This is a genomic window from Rhizobium sp. Root274 (assembly GCF_001429245.1).
In the GTDB taxonomy this organism is placed as follows: domain Bacteria; phylum Pseudomonadota; class Alphaproteobacteria; order Rhizobiales; family Rhizobiaceae; genus Allorhizobium.
In genome coordinates this window covers 681,737-696,548 of record NZ_LMJE01000001.1, presented here as the reverse complement: position 1 = coordinate 696,548, position 14,812 = coordinate 681,737, and the positions used below count along the sequence as shown (strand labels likewise).

Sequence of the window (14,812 nt, the reverse complement as noted above, 5' to 3'; positions counted from 1 at the left end):
GCCGCAGTGCATCATCTTGAAGCGATTTCTCTGGTCATTTTAAGTGACCGTTTATCGCATTGCGTGATGACTTGTAACAATTGCGATGGATACCCGACCCGAAGGCCCCGCGTGACAGCATGCACAAACGGCGCATGCCGCAGCCCCCGTCTTCTGATCCGGGCTGCCGTTTCATCATCCGCTTCCGTCCCCGCGAGCAGGATTGCCTCTCTCTGCTGCAATTATGATGCATTGCAGCATAAACTTGGACCTGTGACGTTTCCAATCCGTCACATTTGCTGTAAACGGTGGAAAATAAAGCCTGTTTGGGTGGAGAGGGCAATGCGCAAGTGGGTTTACACCTTCGGCGGAGGAAAGGCCGAGGGGAGTAGGACCGAGATCGACCAGCTGGGAGGGAAGGGGGCCAATCTCGCCGAAATGGCGGCGCTTGGCCTGCCGGTTCCGCCCGGCCTTACGATCGTGTCAGACGCCTGTGGCATCTATTACAAGAGCGGCAAGACCCTTCGCGACGACCTGAAAGCCCAGGTTCTCTCCGGTATCGCAGGCATCGAAGCCGCAACCGGCCGTGCCTTCGGCGACACCAGCCAGCCGCTTCTCCTCTCTGTCCGCTCCGGCGCGCGCACCTCCATGCCCGGCATGATGGACACGGTGCTCAATCTCGGCCTCAATGACCACACCGTCGAGGCGCTCGGCCACCATTCCCGTGATGCCCGCTTCGCCTGGGACAGCTATCGCCGCTTCATCCAGATGTATGGCGATGTCGTCATGGGGCTCGACCACGAAATCTTCGAGGAAATCTTCGAGGACGAGAAGGGCCGCCTTGGCCACGAACTCGACACCGATCTCTCTGCCGTCGAGCTGCAGCATGTCGTCTCGCTCTACAAGGATCTGCTCGAAAACGAGCTCGGCCAGCCCTTTCCGCAGGACCCGCATGTCCAGCTTTGGGGCGCAATCGGTGCCGTCTTCTCGAGCTGGATGAACCCCCGCGCCCAGACTTACCGGATGCTCCATAACATTCCCGGCGAATGGGGCACGGCGGTCACTGTCCAGACCATGGTCTTCGGCAATCTCGGCTCGACCTCGGCCACCGGCGTCGCCTTCACCCGTAATCCCTCGACGGGCGCAAAGGAACTCTACGGCGAATTCCTCGTCAATGCGCAGGGCGAAGACGTCGTGGCCGGTATCCGCACGCCGCAATCGATCACCGAAGCCGCCCGCATCGACAGTGGTTCCGACAAGCCCTCGCTCGAAAAGCTGATGCCGGAGGCCTTTGCCGAATTCCAGGCAATTTGCACCCGCCTCGAAGCTCATTACCGCGACATGCAGGATCTCGAATTCACCATCGAGCGCGGCAAGCTGTGGATGCTGCAGGCCCGCTCTGGAAAACGCACCACCAAGGCCGCGATGAAGATCGCCGTCGACATGGTGTCGGAAGGCCTGATCAGCGAGCAGGAAGCGGTGATGCGCATCGAGCCGTCCTCGCTCGACCAGTTGCTGCACCCGACCATCGACCCGCGCGTCACCCGCCACGTCATCGGCTCCGGCCTTCCCGCCTCGCCGGGCGCTGCCACAGGCGCCATCGTCTTCACGGCGGAAGAGGCCGTCGATGCCGAAGCCGAGGGCCGAAAGGTCATTCTCGTCCGCGTCGAAACCAGCCCCGAAGACATCCACGGCATGCATGCCGCCCAGGGCATCCTGACGACCCGAGGCGGCATGACCAGCCATGCGGCGGTCGTCGCCCGGGGCATGGGCATCCCTTGCGTCTCGGGTGCCGGCACCATGCGCGTTGATCTGCGCAACGAAAAGCTCATCGGCATGGGAGTGACGCTGACCAAGGGCGACATTGTCACCATCGATGGCTCCTCCGGCCAGGTGCTGAAGGGCGAGGTGCCCATGCTGCAGCCGGAACTGTCGGGGGATTTCGCCCAGCTGATGGTCTGGGCAGACGCGACCCGCCGCATGACCGTGCGCACCAATGCCGACACGCCGGGCGATGCCCGCGCCGCCCGCTCTTTCGGCGCAGAGGGCATCGGCCTTTGCCGCACCGAACACATGTTCTTCGAGGGCGAGCGCATCCATGTGATGCGCGAAATGATCCTCGCCGAAGACGAGGCCGGCCGTCGCGCAGCGCTCGACAAGCTCTTGCCCATGCAGCGCTCCGATTTCACCGAGCTCTTCACCATCATGCATGGCCTGCCGGTGACGATCCGCATGCTCGACCCGCCGCTGCATGAATTCCTGCCGAAGTCCGACGAGGAAATCGAGGAAGTGGCGAACGCCATGGGCCTGGAACCCGGCTTCATGCGCCGCCGCATTGATGCGCTCCACGAGTTCAACCCCATGCTCGGCCATCGCGGCTGCCGCCTTGCCATCTCTTATCCCGAGATCGCCGAAATGCAGGCCCGCGCCATCTTCGAGGCCGCCGTTGCCGCAGCGCGTGAAACCGGCGCTGCCGTCGTTCCCGAAATCATGGTGCCGCTCGTCGGCCTGCGCTCCGAACTGGATTACGTGAAAGCCGTCATCGACCGGGTCGCGACCGAAGTCATGGGCGAAGCCGAACTCGAAATCTCCTATCTCGTCGGCACGATGATCGAGCTGCCCCGCGCTGCGATCCGCGCCCATATCATCGCCGAAGCCGCCGAATTCTTCTCCTTCGGTACCAATGACCTGACGCAAACCACCTTCGGCATGTCCCGCGACGACGCCGCCCGCTTCATCCCGACCTACCAGAAGAAGGGCATCATCATCCAGGACCCCTTCGTGTCCTTGGATTTCGACGGTGTCGGCGAACTCATCCGCATCGCCGCCGAACGTGGCCGCAAGACGCGCCCCGATATGAAACTCGGCATCTGCGGCGAACACGGCGGCGACCCGACCTCGATCCACTTCTGCGAGGATGTCGGGTTGGATTATGTGTCGTGTTCACCGTTTCGCGTGCCGATTGCGAGATTGTCGGCGGCCCAGGCGGCGATCAAGGCTAGGGGGTGAGGAGAGGCGGCTGAGTTTGCCTCACCGCGCGCTACCAGCCCGAGAGCCTCAACCCGTCACAGGCGCCATCCTGGATACAGCACGATGGCCTCATCATTTCACGCTTTGTAAACGGCACACATGGCAGGTCCTTGCGACTGGACCTGTCTCCACCCGCCATAGGATTTCCGACGTGCCAAGATTGCCGCTCTACGCCCTCCTGCTTGCCGCAGCGCTTTCCGCCCCAGTGCTGGCCGAGGAAGATAAGCTGCCGGATCATGCGTCTCCCTCTGTCTGCGTGGTGATCATCGGCCTTGCGCTCCAAAACGGCGTCATCAACGCCGCTGACGAGAACGAGTACAAGACCGCCGCCGAGACGTTTCGTCAGAAGTCCGAGGAACTCAATGGTGGCAAGGATGCCGCCAACCAGATGATCGGCAGCAGTGTGGCCTTTTTCGACGGGCTGAGTGCGGGCGATCTCGAAGAGGGTGCCGACATGTGCTTGAGCGCCGAAGATGAAAGCTTTGACGCCGACGAGTAAGGTGCCCCTTACGGGGCAGGATTGCTGCCTCCGGAAACTCTTAGACGCCAGACATCCCGTCCCTGATGTCCGCTCGCGCGCGCAAAGAGAAACCCGCCGAAAAGTCGACGGGTTTGCAATCAGCCTAAGGTGCGCGAAAGCTTCCTGTCTTCAGCCTCAGCTCGCAGGCTTCAACGAGGCCAACATGTCACCCAGTTCCTTCTGGTGCTGGGCCTGGGTATCCTTCGAACCCCAATAGGTGAAGATCAGAACCTTGTCGCCCGCCGCGGCAAAGCCAAGGGACACATCGACCGGACCGCTCTCGTCCGTCCCCTCGTAGTCGAGCGAGGAAATCTTGAGGCCGTTGACGTCGGTCTCGCCAGACTCTTTCACCGACTGAGGATCGATCTTCACGCCGTTCTTGGTCAGAAAGTCGATGGCAATATCGGTTGTCTTGTCCGAAGACGCGGCGTCTGCCACATCGATCGAGAAATAGACGGCCCCGTCTTCGGACGTGGCATCAACGCCGGTCTCGGTTTCCTTCGGTCCCCAGCTGTCGGGAATAGTGATGGACGCAACCGGCGCATCGCTGGGGAAGATGAGTTCAGCGGCAGAGGCGCCGAACGGCATGGAGATCGCGAAAACCGAGGCTATCAGAAGTTTTTTCATGGGTGTCCCTTCGAAGTATTTCCGGTCGGGACTGTAGGCGATCTGCAGCAGCATCTGTATATCCTTATCAAACAATCCCCTAAATTGAGACGAGGGTTAACGCCCCGCGATGAGGCCTTCGCCTTTCCCGCCGTTTCGCCAAAACGAACGATACAATCGCTGGAGAGCTCACGCTTCTTACCTGGGCGGACATGAAATGAGCCGAAAAATTCCTCGACCCATGTCACATTGACCACCCCCCGCTCGTCATGATCTCGTACTCAACAAAAGGAACCGACATCATGACCGCAACACTCGATCCTTTCGCAGCCTCCCCCACGCTGATGAAGAAGTGGATGGCCGTCTCGAACGACGTCGCCGCAAGCCTCGAACCTGGTCTCATCGAGCTCGTCAAGATCCGCGCGTCCCAGATCAATGCCTGCGCCAATTGCATCAACATGCACACGGCGGAAGCGCGCGCCAAGGGCGAGACGGAGCAACGCATCTATCTCCTCTCGGCCTGGCGTGAGGCGCCGTGTTATACGGAGCGCGAACGGGCGGCCCTCGCCTGGACCGAAGCCCTCACCACACTTGCCACCGGCCATCCGCAAGAGGCGGCGCGCCGCGATCTGCAGGCGGCCTTTACCGAGGAGGAGCAAGTGAAGCTGACGCTGATGATCAATGTCATCAACGGCTGGAACAGGCTTGCCGTCGGCTTCGGCCTCTGGTTGGAAACGCCTGCCACCCGCGCCCAGGGAGTGGCTGCCTGATGTTATCCTCCGAGCACACAGATGCGGCAGCGAGTTTCGATCCCCTGAGGCAGAAGCTGATGCGGCTCGCCTATCGCATGCTGGGCTCGGTCGCGGATGCCGAAGACATGCTGCAGGAGGCCTTCATCCGCTGGATGAGGGCCGACCGCGGCGAGATCCGCGAGCCCGAGGCCTTTCTGGGCCGCGTCGTCACAAGGCTGTGCCTCGACCAGCTGAAATCGGCCCGGCTGAAGCGCGAGACCTATATCGGCCCCTGGCTGCCGGAACCCGTGGTCGAAGACGAAGACGAGCCAGAGGATGTGACCCTGCCGCTGATGCTGGCGCTGGAGCGGCTGTCGCCCCTGGAGCGGGCAGCGCTTCTGCTCCATGATGTCTTCGGCCAGCCCTTCGAGGAGATCGCCGAGACCCTCGACCGCGACGTCGCCGCCTGCCGCCAGCTGGCAGCAAGGGCACGCCGGAACGTTCGGGAAGAGCGGACCCGCTATACCGTTGACGCCAAGCGCGGGCTGGAAATGGCAGAGGCTTTCTTCAAGGCCTCGCGCAGCGGCGACATGACGGCGCTTTCCGCCATGCTCGCATCCGATGTCGGCCTGCATTCCGATGGCGGTGGCAAGCGAAAGGCCGCCATCGCCCCGATCCTCGGCCATGCCGCCGTGATGAAGGTCCATACCTATCTCTCGGAGAAGATCTGGCCCGCAGGATCAGCCCTCTTGCGTGTGGGCCTGATCAATGGCCTGCCGGGTTTCCTGACCCTCGAGGCGGACGGCGAGTTGCAGACGACGGCGCTGCAGATCGAAGATGGCGCCATCAGCGCCATCTATGTCATGCGCAATCCCGACAAGTTGAGGCATCTGCATTAACACCGGTCATTCGCTGAGACCTAACCCGGAGAGGTCGATCCGTATGCACCCGCGGCTTGCCCACCGCAGGCTGCGGCTGCCACCCGCTTTTGCCATGCAGCGATTGCCCCATGGGCAGCCAGGAGCTAACGTCCGGACACCGTACGCCCCTCCATCCCCACCCGGAGACGTCAATGCCCGGCTATTCCGCCCGCCCGCCCGCCATCCCGACCGTGATCCTCGATGATGCCGTCACGCGCATCACCCGCTGGGATTTCGAACCCGGTGCCGCGACCGGCCACCACACCCATGGACTGGGCTATGTCGTCGTGCCGCTCACCGATTGCCATTTCCTCATCGAGAATGCCTCGGGCGAACGCCGCGTAACATCAAAGGCCGGCGAAGCCTATCGCCGCGATGCCGGTATCGAGCACAATGTCATCAATGGTGGCAGTGCGCCGATGAGCTTCATCGAGATCGAATACAAATGAGCAGGGGTGACGTCCAAGCGGCGCCGCATTTCGTCACCACCTTCGACCCGCAGCATGGGGTGGCGGTGCCTGTGGCCGAAGGCGTCCAGCGCCTGACCGCGCCCAATCCGAGCCCCTTCACCTTTCACGGCACCAATACCTACATTATCGGTGAAAAATCCGTCTGCGTCATCGATCCAGGCCCGGAAAACGATGCGCATTTCGAGGCACTGATGACAGCGCTCGAAGGGCGCGAGGTGACCCATATTGCCGTCAGCCACACCCACCGCGACCATTCCCCGCTCGCCCGCCGCCTGAAGGAACGGACCGGGGCCATTATCGTTGCCGAAGGCCCGCACCGCCCGTCGCGCCCCTTGTTCGAAGGCGAGGTGAACCCCTTCGCCGAAAGCTCGGACACCGATTTCATCCCCGACCTGGCCCTCGCGGACGGGCAGACGGTCGAGGGAGACGGCTGGCGCCTCACCGCCGTGCACACGCCGGGCCACACCGCCAATCACTCAGCTTTTGCGCTCGAAGACACCGGCATCCTCTTTTCCGCCGATCATGTCATGGCCTGGGCCACCTCGATCGTCGCGCCCCCGGATGGCGCCATGAGCGACTACATGGCCTCGCTCGACCGGTTGCTCGCGCGCGACGACCGCCTCTATCTCCCCGGCCATGGCGGCCCGGTCACCGAGCCTCAAGGGTTCGTCCGGGCGCTGCGCACCCACCGCCTGATGCGCGAGCAAGCGGTGCTGGCGCGGATCCGGCAAGGCGACCGGCTGATACCCGATATGGTCAAGACCATCTATGCCTCCACCGACCCCCGCCTGCATGGGGCGGCAGCATTATCCGTCTTCGCCCATCTGGAAGATCTGGTGGAAAAAGGCTTGATCGCGACGGATGGTCCGCCGCGGCTTTTGGGTGAATATCGGCCTGCCTAACCGTTGCCCTTAGCAACGCCGACCTCGGTGAGTGGTGACGGTGAGGAGTGAGATCACGTCCACTCGGGGTGAAGAGATAACCTTTACAAGCTACGATCCGCATGGTGGTCTAGTCAGCCGCCAGGCGGCACGCTATGTTTAGGGCAGGAGATGCGTGATGGCAGAGAAGCGTAAGAGCAGGCCGGTTAGGGTGACGAGGACGGGGAAGGGAACCCGAACTAGCCGTGATGGTGTGTCCGGGCGCTTTAACTATTCTGCGAAGACCGCCGCAGCTTCGGCACTTACCCGGGGGGAAAAGCCGAAGCCCACGCCGTCGAAGATGGTGCAGGCCGCCCCCATCGAAGGGGACATCGATCCTCATAAGTTCGCCCAGGATCTCCTGGTGAGCGACAAGTGGATCATGGAATACCTCTCCCGCTGATGTTGGTGCCGCGCTGGATCGAAACCGATCAGGTCGTTGCCCTCAATCGTAGCATACTGACAGGCTCAACCGAGCGGCATCTTCTCCGCGATCGCGGATCACTTGAGTCTGCAGTTGCCCGCCCACGGAACTTTTTCGCTTATACGGGCGATGCGTCCGTGGCGATGCTCGTGGCCGAGCTAATTTATGGACTTGGCCGTGCCCATGCGTTCGAGCAGGGCAACAAGCGCACCGCCTGGGCAGCTGGCCGCATGCTGGCTCACCTGAATGGCTTTGTCATCGCAGTGGCGCCCGATAAAAGTCAGATCGTCTGGGCTATGATGGTGGAGCAGGCTATTACCCAAGACCCTCATCCAGGGCTCCTTGCCCACTTCATCGAAAGCGCACTCAAGCCTTTCAAGTAGGTCACGGATCACCTGCCGTATTCCAAGCGTCGCTGACGCCAACACGTCGTGCCGAGCCTCAATTCCCCGAAATCCCCAGAAGCTCCGCATCCAGCGCATGCAGGAAATCCTCCGCGATCTCGTCGCTGAAGCCGAGGTCGTGTGGCCCGAAGCGCGAGGCAACGCGAATGTCGACCAGCGTCATTTCTGCTTCTTCCTTCAGCCTGACGACGGCATCAAAGGGAAGGCCGAGCACGAAGGTGCGGGTGGAAAGCTGCAGCCGCGCCTCGCCTTCCGGTTCGCCGTCAGCGGCCTCGGCGGCGCCGATCAGGGCTGCGATGGCATCCGGCCGCCGCATCGGCAGTGGGCCGCTTTCCGGCAGCGCTTCCTCGGCCGGCGGCGTGCCGGTTGCGGCAGAGGGCGGCGTGGTGGTCTGGCCGTCTTCGGCCGGGCGCAATTGCAGATCCGGCAGGGCATAGTCCTCGCCGCGGCTCGCGGTCACCACCAATCGGTTGGCCGCGGCCACCTTGCGCACCGCCTCGTAAACGCGGTCGATCGCCCCTTCGTAACGCCGCCCGTTGAGGCCGGGATAATGCTCGGTCTGCATCACATTCGCCGCCACCGGAAGCGACGGCCTTGGCAGGAACTGCTGATTGGCATCCGGCACCGATACCCAGGCGGGTCGGTCGGTGAGGTCCGTGGAAACCTCTGTCAGCTTCGGCCGGTTGTCGTAGAGGTAAAAGCCATAACCCGGCAGCGCGAGCGGCAGGGCCGCATAGACAAGCGCCTGCACCGAGGCGATGCCCCCGAGCGCGCCGATCTGCCAGAGCCGGGCAAGCCCGATTAACGCCAGCGGCACGGCAAGCGCCGCCGGCAGCGCCGCCACCAGCACCAGGGCAATGAAATCGGGCGTTTTGACCAGACCGAATCGATGCGCCAGGACGACGACCAAAAGCATCACCAGCGCAAACACGCCCAGCCGTCGCGCAAGGAAGGCGGAGCGGGACACGGGACGGTCGTAGCGGACGATCATGCAGGCGACACCGGAATCAGAAGAAGGACCAGCCCCTTGTGTACCCGCTCGACCGGGAGGCGTCGATATCAAACGGCAGCGGTCAACTCACGGTTTCGGGTCTTCCTCGCGCGGCAAAAACAGATCGGATCCGTCGCCGCCGGGGGCCTCTTCCAGGCCCTCCTCGATGGCCGGATCGAGCGGCGGCAGGCTCGGGCTGTCGAGCGAGCCGATCCCCGGCATCATCACATCGGGTGCGGTGGGGTCGCCGAGCGGCGGCTGTTGCTGCGGCGAGAGCGGCACATAAAGCGACACCGTCACGATGATCGCGATCACCACCAGCCAGGAGCCGATGATCCGGGCCGGAATGATCAGCCAGGCCCCGCGAAACGGCCGCAACAGCAGGCCGGGCGACAGGAGGATCCAAAGCGCGCCCAGAACGGCGGTGAGTGTGAATTCCTTGATCCCGATGCCGAAATCGTCGAGCCCGATGAACAGCGACAGCGACAGCGCCACCACCGCGGCAGCCACGGCTGCCCCGAAAACCCGAAACCGCGCCGGCAGCCACAGCGCCAGACCCGACAGCACCACAGCGACCGGCGCGATCAGAAACAGCTCGTCGCCGAGCGGGCTCTGCAGGATGACCGGGAAGACCGTGTCGAACAAGATCAGCATCGGCAGAAGGACGACGAGAAAGGCAAAGGCGATCCAGCCGATCTCGCGGCCGCGCGCAGACATCGCGACGACGACGGAGAGGCCAAGCATGGCCAGCACCAGATCATAGATCGACAGGGTGAACAGGAAGCCCAGTTCGAAGAAGGCAAAATCATGCGGAATGGAAAGGGAGAGCGCCACCGGAAGCACGCCGGCGAGGAAAAGCGCCAGCGCCAGCTTGAAGCCGCGCGTGGCAATGCCCGCCCGGAAGCGGGCCCGCGCGGCACTTTCGCCTGCCGCAGCCCCGGCAACCCCACCCGCTGCTTCTCCGCCCGCTGCAGGCATTCTCTCTGTGGTTGAGCCAGCGATAGACGTGCTCGCCGCTGCCGGTGCCACCCGCCGCTTTTGCTGCCCGCCGCGCTGCCGCTGTTTTTTCATGCCCGCCGTCCGTCATTCGATTGCCTGAAAGCCTATTCCACAACAGGCTTGATTTGTCACCGCCAGGCGCGCCACACTGGTTGGACGAAGCGGAGGTGAGGCCATGCGCGCCCTGATCATGATGACGGCGGTCACGCGGGTGGACCGCAGGCTTGCGACCCAGCTTGTCTTCGACACGGTGAACCGGCTCGGCGGCTGGATCGACGACACCAGGATGTTTTCCAACGTGATGAACACCATTCGCCTGATCCTGCCGTCCGGCGCCTTTTCGTCATTTGCGCAGGCTCTCTGCGAGGCCGGCATTGCCATCGACCCACCGCAGAACCAGGGGGGCAATCCGGACGCCGAACGTATGGCGACCCTCCAGATTACCTTCATCCACGATGAGCCGGACCTGCGCCGCGACGTGCCGGCGATCCCCGGTTGACCGGTGGTGCAATGACGCCCATGGGCGGACGTGGCACTGCGCGAGAGAGTGCCGGAGGCGGGGCGTTCGCGGGGTCGAACCATGAAGTCGGCGCTCGGGAAGGGGCAGCAGACCTCGGCCCGGCGCCTATATGGGGCTGAATAGCCCCGTCGTAGGCGCGTTCGGGCCACTCTCTCTCTCTCTCTCTCTCTCTCTCTCTCTCTCTCTCTCTCTGTCCTGTCGCCCCGTCCTCCGGCGGGGAGGGAAGAACCTCTCCCGGTCGGTCCGCCTGGCTGCCAAACCTCACACGCGCATGTCGTCAGTGGAGCCGAAACGAAGAAAGGCCCGGCGGAGATCGCCGGGCCTCAAAATCATAAACCAGCCGCGAGCCTTGTAGGCGGCCCGCCGGAATGCGAGCGAACCGGTCAGGCCGCGCGGCGCTGATGGCGGCCTTCCTCCACCTCCTCGACGATCTTCGCCACAAAGGCATCGAGGTCGCCCGGATTGCGCGAGGTGACGATGCCCTGATCGGTGACCACGGCCTCGTCGCGCCAGTCGGCCCCGGCATTGATCATATCGGTCTTGATCGAGCTGAACGAGGTCGCCTTGCGGCCCTTGACGGCGCCGGCCTCGATCAGCAGCCACGGCGCATGGCAGACGGCGGCCACTGTCTTGCCGGATTTGACGAAGGAGGAGATGAGATCCACCGCCTTGCGCTCCTTACGCAGGAGGTCGGGATTGATCTGCCCGCCCGGCAGCACGATCGCATCGAAGTCATCGACAGACACCTGATCGAGCATCAGGTCGACATCGACAGTATCGCCCCAGTTGTCTTCATCCCAGCTCTTGATCGGCGCCTTCTCCAGGGAGGCAATGAGAACCTTGGCGCCGCGTGCGCGCAGCTGCTCGAGCGGCACGCGCAGCTCCGAGCGCTCGTAGCCATGGGTGGCAAGGATGAGAATACGTGCGGATGTGATGGAAGGCATGAGATGTCCTTTCGTCTCTGTTGCGCTTGGGGATGCAAGGCAAACGGGGTGGCCCCGTGATCGTTCCGCAAAAAACGCTTTCCCGGACGACAAGACCTGTTGCCGCTCGGCTCCCGCTTTGCTAATCAGGCGTCGATTTGCGGCGCGACCTCATGCACCCGCAATCTGTTGGGGCGTCGCCAAGCGGTAAGGCACCGGTTTTTGGTACCGGCATTCCCAGGTTCGAATCCTGGCGCCCCAGCCACAGTCATTCTTTCGTTTGTTTTCATTGTGTTAAGCTGTGTGCTATGGGCGCTAACGGAACGCTTTCTCGGTGCAGACATTCTGAATTAGCGATTGTCTTGACCAACCTCGTTCGTTGGGCTGCCTAACGTGAATCAGCTCTGCCTGGTGCCGCTCCAGAGCTGAGTATCTGTTAATCGCCTGACGAGGTCCGTCATATGGGAAAGACCGTCAGGTAAGATAAACCCGGCGCAGGAAGTGCATTTCGCGCTTCAGTAAAAATCCAGGCGCGAGGCATCAGAGGGGACCCAATTCAAAGTCTGACTTGTCTCCCGAATGTCGACCTGGAGGCTTTGCATTAGCCTCTCAACGGATTCGGGACGACCGCTTATCCTCCCGATTAATTTGAGCAATCTCGGTGGGACGCGGACGCTGTACGATCGACGTCCAGATTTGACCGCCAGCGTCTCGAGCAGTTCATGGGTCGAATAATCTCGGTCATCGCTGATCAAGAAAATTCGATAAGCGGCGCTTGGATGATCAATCACTTTGATCAGCAGGTCGCACAGGTTGGAGACGTGTACGAGTGACCGCTTGTTATTCACTGCTGCGAAGAGAGACGGCAGTCCGTATGAAGCCCACTTTGCCAGACTCCGGAAGTTTCCACGAACGCGTGGGCCGTACACGAGCGGAGGGCGGATAATGGTGATCTCCATGCCGGTTTCGTGCCCTAAAGCCATCAGTGCCGCTTCAGCCTCGGCTTTCGATACGCCGTAAGGGCCCTGTGGGTTAGGCGGGTGGGCTGCCGTAAAGGGCCGGCCGGGCGCAGTGAATTCGCCGTTCACTTTGATGGAGCTGACGAAGATGAAGCGACGTACGCCCGCTTCCGCTGCCTGGCGTGCGAGGTTGATCGTGGCCGTGACATTGGCCTCTCGAAACATCGAAAGCGGATCAGATGCGGTTTCTTGCATGACATGAACGCGTGCCGCGAGATGAACCACGGTGTCGACGGTATCGAGGCAGTCGCTCCAATTCATGTCGGCCCCGTAGGATGGTATGTTCAACAGGTCCGGCTTGGCTCCCCTGGTGATACCGCGAACCGGCAGACCACGTCGCCTCATCTCCTCGACAAGATGGGAACCGACAAATCCCGAGGCACCGGTCACCAGGGTCAATCCCATATGTCTGATCCGTTCATCATTGAGCCATCGCTGCTGTGGCCGCCCGCTTTATTCGCAGTCATGCCGAGGCGGAACCACAGGTCCGCAGTTTGCTGGACTTCGTTCCGAAGACGAACCCTTCAGAAGGATGCTTCTAGCCAGGGCCGAGGTTTCGATCGAGAACTTCGTCTTCCGAAATCAGTGCGAACAGGAGTGTCCTCGCCTCTGCCTCGTCCTCCGCCGCGATAGCATGCTCGAGTTTTTGCAGCCAAGCTGAGATATCGTAGTTTACAATCGCGGAAGAGTCGGCGCGCATGATTTTCGGGTGGCGGGTCGATTGTGCATTTTTGCGGTCGTAGAATAGCTCCTCGAAGAGTTTTTCTCCCGGACGCTTCCCGATCACCTCGATGGCTATCCCCCTCTCCGGATTTCTTTCGTCTCGGATATTGAAGCCGGCCAGTCGGATCATGTTCTCCGCAAGGTCGCCGATACGCACCGGCTCGCCCATGTCGAGCAGGAAAACATCTCCACCCGTCGAAAGAGCCCCGGCCTGGACAATCAACTCGGCGGCTTCAGGGATTGCCATGAAGTAACGGGTCATGTCCGGATCAGTGATGGTCACCGGCCCGCCTTTGGCAATTTGCTCTTTAAAAAGCGGCACAACCGAGCCGTTTGAACCGATCACATTGCCAAAGCGCACCGCGCAGAAGCTATGCTTCTCCGGCCTCTCCCGCACCTCAATAGCGATCTGTCGGACGACGAGTTCAGCCCAGCGCTTTGTTGCACCCATCACATTAGTCGGCCGTACCGCCTTATCCGATGATATCAGCACGAAGCTTTCGACATTTTGGCGCGCGGCGATGGTTGCAACTGTCAATGTGCCGAAAACATTGTTGCGAATTCCTTCGAGCGCATTCGCTTCGACGAGCGGGACATGCTTGTGTGCCGCGGCATGATAGACAACCTGGACTTCGTGGGCTCGGATGGCCCGCTCGACTGTCCTGGCATCTGTCACAGAGCCGAGCAGAGGAATGATCGGGAAGTCACCTGTCGCCAGTATTTCCTGTTCAATCCGGTAAAGCGCGAACTCGCTCGCTTCGAATAAGATGAGCTTTTCTGGCTTCCTGCGAATGATGAGGCGACAAAGTTCTGAGCCAATAGATCCGCCAGCGCCCGTCACCATAACGATCTTGCCGGCGAGTGCCTGGTCGAGCAATTCAGGATCGGCCGGCACAAAGGACCGACCGAGCAGTTCGTCGATCTCTATTTCCCGGATCTGGCTCACGATGTAGCGACCGTCGACCAGGTCCGAGATATCGGGTAGGCTCAGCACTTTCACGCCGAGGCCTGTCACGCGCCCGAGCACCGCCTGTCGTTTGTCCATTGGGATGGACGACATGCTGAGAACGATTTCCTTGATACCGTAGCGATCGATCAACGAGGGCAGGTCGCGGGCCGGATAGACCCGGTAACCGGCGATGTCCCGCCCGTGATTTGTTGGGTCGTCATCGATCAATCCCATCACGTAGCGATTGCCGTGGCCTCTGAGGGCGCGTGCGAGTTGAGCGGCGGTTGGGCCCGCGCCATAGATAAAGATCGGCTGTTCGTTGCGGCGCAACCCTGTCCCCGACATGAGGATCCATTTCGCGGCAAATCGCATACTGCCGACAAGGAGTGTTCCCAAGATGAAATAGAGGAAAGGGACTGAGCGGGGGACAATGCCCTGACCGGCCATCTCCATCAGGAAGATGATGATGACCCAGCTCATTGTCGCAATCAGCATTGCTCTGATGATAGTCCAGATCGCGGCGTCCGGCAGGTAACGGATTACCGAGCGATACAGGCCCAACCGAATAAATATCGGGATTGCCACCAAAGGTGCGAAGGTTGCGAGCGTCAGGCGTTCAATGCTGATTGCAGGCGTCCAGTCCGCCAGCCGGATTGCGTAGCTGGCCCAGAGCGCAAACATAAG

At 61.7% G+C, this 14,812-nt stretch carries 15 protein-coding genes and 1 tRNA gene; 10 read left to right on the top strand and 6 right to left on the bottom strand.

What is annotated here, in order from left to right; genetic code table 11:
• The first annotated feature begins 321 nt into the window (after nt 1-321).
• Nucleotides 322-2,988 carry a pyruvate, phosphate dikinase gene (ppdK, locus tag ASE36_RS03605; RefSeq protein WP_062275653.1) on the top strand — a complete coding sequence of 889 codons (2,667 nt, stop codon included), beginning with the start codon at nt 322-324 and terminating at the stop codon, nt 2,986-2,988.
• Between the two features lie 172 nt (nt 2,989-3,160).
• Nucleotides 3,161-3,508, top strand: a complete 348-nt coding sequence (locus ASE36_RS03600) for a hypothetical protein (protein WP_156378554.1) — start codon at nt 3,161-3,163, stop codon at nt 3,506-3,508.
• A gap of 156 nt (nt 3,509-3,664) precedes the next feature.
• On the opposite strand, the gene ASE36_RS03595 is transcribed toward ASE36_RS03600, so the two are convergent.
• Nucleotides 3,665-4,210 carry a histidine kinase gene (locus ASE36_RS03595; RefSeq protein ID WP_244474653.1) on the bottom strand — a complete coding sequence of 182 codons (546 nt, stop codon included), beginning with the start codon at nt 4,208-4,210 and terminating at the stop codon, nt 3,665-3,667.
• A 227-nt stretch (nt 4,211-4,437) separates the two neighbouring features.
• Between ASE36_RS03595 and ASE36_RS03590 the strand changes: the two genes are divergently transcribed.
• The 6 genes from ASE36_RS03590 to ASE36_RS03565 all read left to right on the top strand — a co-directional run bounded on the left by ASE36_RS03590 (nt 4,438) and on the right by ASE36_RS03565 (nt 7,983).
• Nucleotides 4,438-4,905, top strand: coding sequence for a carboxymuconolactone decarboxylase family protein (locus ASE36_RS03590; protein ID WP_062275648.1), 468 nt, complete (start codon nt 4,438-4,440; stop codon nt 4,903-4,905).
• Nucleotides 4,905-5,765, top strand: a complete 861-nt coding sequence (locus tag ASE36_RS03585; RefSeq protein WP_062275646.1) for a sigma-70 family RNA polymerase sigma factor — start codon at nt 4,905-4,907, stop codon at nt 5,763-5,765. Before ASE36_RS03590 ends, ASE36_RS03585 begins: the two co-directional genes overlap by 1 nt.
• Before the next feature lie 173 nt (nt 5,766-5,938).
• Complete coding sequence (locus tag ASE36_RS03580) at nt 5,939-6,235, top strand: cupin domain-containing protein (RefSeq protein ID WP_062275644.1); 297 nt, start codon at nt 5,939-5,941, stop codon at nt 6,233-6,235.
• Nucleotides 6,232-7,158 carry an MBL fold metallo-hydrolase gene (locus ASE36_RS03575; protein WP_062275642.1) on the top strand — a complete coding sequence of 309 codons (927 nt, stop codon included), beginning with the start codon at nt 6,232-6,234 and terminating at the stop codon, nt 7,156-7,158. Before ASE36_RS03580 ends, ASE36_RS03575 begins: the two co-directional genes overlap by 4 nt.
• A gap of 157 nt (nt 7,159-7,315) precedes the next feature.
• On the top strand, nt 7,316-7,579 hold the full coding sequence (locus tag ASE36_RS03570) for a hypothetical protein (RefSeq protein ID WP_062275641.1): 264 nt from the start codon (nt 7,316-7,318) through the stop codon (nt 7,577-7,579).
• Nucleotides 7,579-7,983 (top strand): type II toxin-antitoxin system death-on-curing family toxin, encoded by a 405-nt coding sequence (locus tag ASE36_RS03565; RefSeq protein ID WP_062275639.1) that lies wholly within the window; start codon nt 7,579-7,581, stop codon nt 7,981-7,983. The genes ASE36_RS03570 and ASE36_RS03565 overlap by 1 nt, the downstream gene beginning before the upstream one ends.
• Before the next feature lie 58 nt (nt 7,984-8,041).
• Here the strand turns inward: ASE36_RS03565 and ASE36_RS03560 are convergent, their stop codons facing one another.
• Together ASE36_RS03560 and ASE36_RS03555 are read right to left on the bottom strand one after the other, a co-directional pair.
• A complete protein-coding gene (locus ASE36_RS03560) occupies nt 8,042-8,995 on the bottom strand; it encodes a DUF1499 domain-containing protein (RefSeq protein WP_062275637.1) in 954 nt (317 codons plus the stop codon).
• Between the two features lie 87 nt (nt 8,996-9,082).
• On the bottom strand, nt 9,083-10,066 hold the full coding sequence (locus ASE36_RS03555) for a hypothetical protein (RefSeq protein WP_200945150.1): 984 nt from the start codon (nt 10,064-10,066) through the stop codon (nt 9,083-9,085).
• 103 nt (nt 10,067-10,169) lie between these two features.
• On the opposite strand from ASE36_RS03555, the gene ASE36_RS03550 reads away from it, so the two are divergent.
• The gene (locus ASE36_RS03550) at nt 10,170-10,493 is read left to right on the top strand and encodes a hypothetical protein (protein ID WP_062275633.1); all 324 of its coding nucleotides are present in this window, start codon (nt 10,170-10,172) and stop codon (nt 10,491-10,493) included.
• 404 nt (nt 10,494-10,897) lie between these two features.
• Here the strand turns inward: ASE36_RS03550 and ASE36_RS03545 are convergent, their stop codons facing one another.
• A complete protein-coding gene (locus tag ASE36_RS03545; protein WP_062275631.1) occupies nt 10,898-11,458 on the bottom strand; it encodes a type 1 glutamine amidotransferase domain-containing protein in 561 nt (186 codons plus the stop codon).
• Nucleotides 11,459-11,627: 169 nt separating this feature from the next.
• Here ASE36_RS03545 and ASE36_RS03540 point away from each other — a divergent pair.
• Nucleotides 11,628-11,702 (top strand) — tRNA-Gln (locus tag ASE36_RS03540).
• Nucleotides 11,703-11,952: 250 nt separating this feature from the next.
• On the opposite strand, the gene ASE36_RS03535 is transcribed toward ASE36_RS03540, so the two are convergent.
• Both ASE36_RS03535 and ASE36_RS03530 read right to left on the bottom strand, forming a co-directional pair.
• On the bottom strand, nt 11,953-12,861 hold the full coding sequence (locus ASE36_RS03535) for an NAD-dependent epimerase/dehydratase family protein (protein WP_062275630.1): 909 nt from the start codon (nt 12,859-12,861) through the stop codon (nt 11,953-11,955).
• Nucleotides 12,862-12,994: 133 nt separating this feature from the next.
• Complete coding sequence (locus ASE36_RS03530; RefSeq protein WP_413813643.1) at nt 12,995-14,809, bottom strand: polysaccharide biosynthesis protein; 1,815 nt, start codon at nt 14,807-14,809, stop codon at nt 12,995-12,997.
• Nucleotides 14,810-14,812 lie beyond the last annotated feature (3 nt).

Coding starts and splice junctions, on each gene's coding strand:
- ppdK (WP_062275653.1), top strand. CDS start 322: ATGCGCAAGTGGGTTTACACCTTCGGCGGAGGAAAGGCCGAGGGGAGT.
- ASE36_RS03595 (WP_244474653.1), bottom strand. CDS start 4,210: ATGCTGCTGCAGATCGCCTACAGTCCCGACCGGAAATACTTCGAAGGG.
- ASE36_RS03590 (WP_062275648.1), top strand. CDS start 4,438: ATGACCGCAACACTCGATCCTTTCGCAGCCTCCCCCACGCTGATGAAG.
- ASE36_RS03585 (WP_062275646.1), top strand. CDS start 4,905: ATGTTATCCTCCGAGCACACAGATGCGGCAGCGAGTTTCGATCCCCTG.
- ASE36_RS03580 (WP_062275644.1), top strand. CDS start 5,939: ATGCCCGGCTATTCCGCCCGCCCGCCCGCCATCCCGACCGTGATCCTC.
- ASE36_RS03575 (WP_062275642.1), top strand. CDS start 6,232: ATGAGCAGGGGTGACGTCCAAGCGGCGCCGCATTTCGTCACCACCTTC.
- ASE36_RS03570 (WP_062275641.1), top strand. CDS start 7,316: ATGGCAGAGAAGCGTAAGAGCAGGCCGGTTAGGGTGACGAGGACGGGG.
- ASE36_RS03565 (WP_062275639.1), top strand. CDS start 7,579: ATGTTGGTGCCGCGCTGGATCGAAACCGATCAGGTCGTTGCCCTCAAT.
- ASE36_RS03560 (WP_062275637.1), bottom strand. CDS start 8,995: ATGATCGTCCGCTACGACCGTCCCGTGTCCCGCTCCGCCTTCCTTGCG.
- ASE36_RS03555 (WP_200945150.1), bottom strand. CDS start 10,066: ATGAAAAAACAGCGGCAGCGCGGCGGGCAGCAAAAGCGGCGGGTGGCA.
- ASE36_RS03550 (WP_062275633.1), top strand. CDS start 10,170: ATGCGCGCCCTGATCATGATGACGGCGGTCACGCGGGTGGACCGCAGG.
- ASE36_RS03545 (WP_062275631.1), bottom strand. CDS start 11,458: ATGCCTTCCATCACATCCGCACGTATTCTCATCCTTGCCACCCATGGC.
- ASE36_RS03535 (WP_062275630.1), bottom strand. CDS start 12,861: ATGGGATTGACCCTGGTGACCGGTGCCTCGGGATTTGTCGGTTCCCAT.
- ASE36_RS03530 (WP_413813643.1), bottom strand. CDS start 14,809: ATGTTTGCGCTCTGGGCCAGCTACGCAATCCGGCTGGCGGACTGGACG.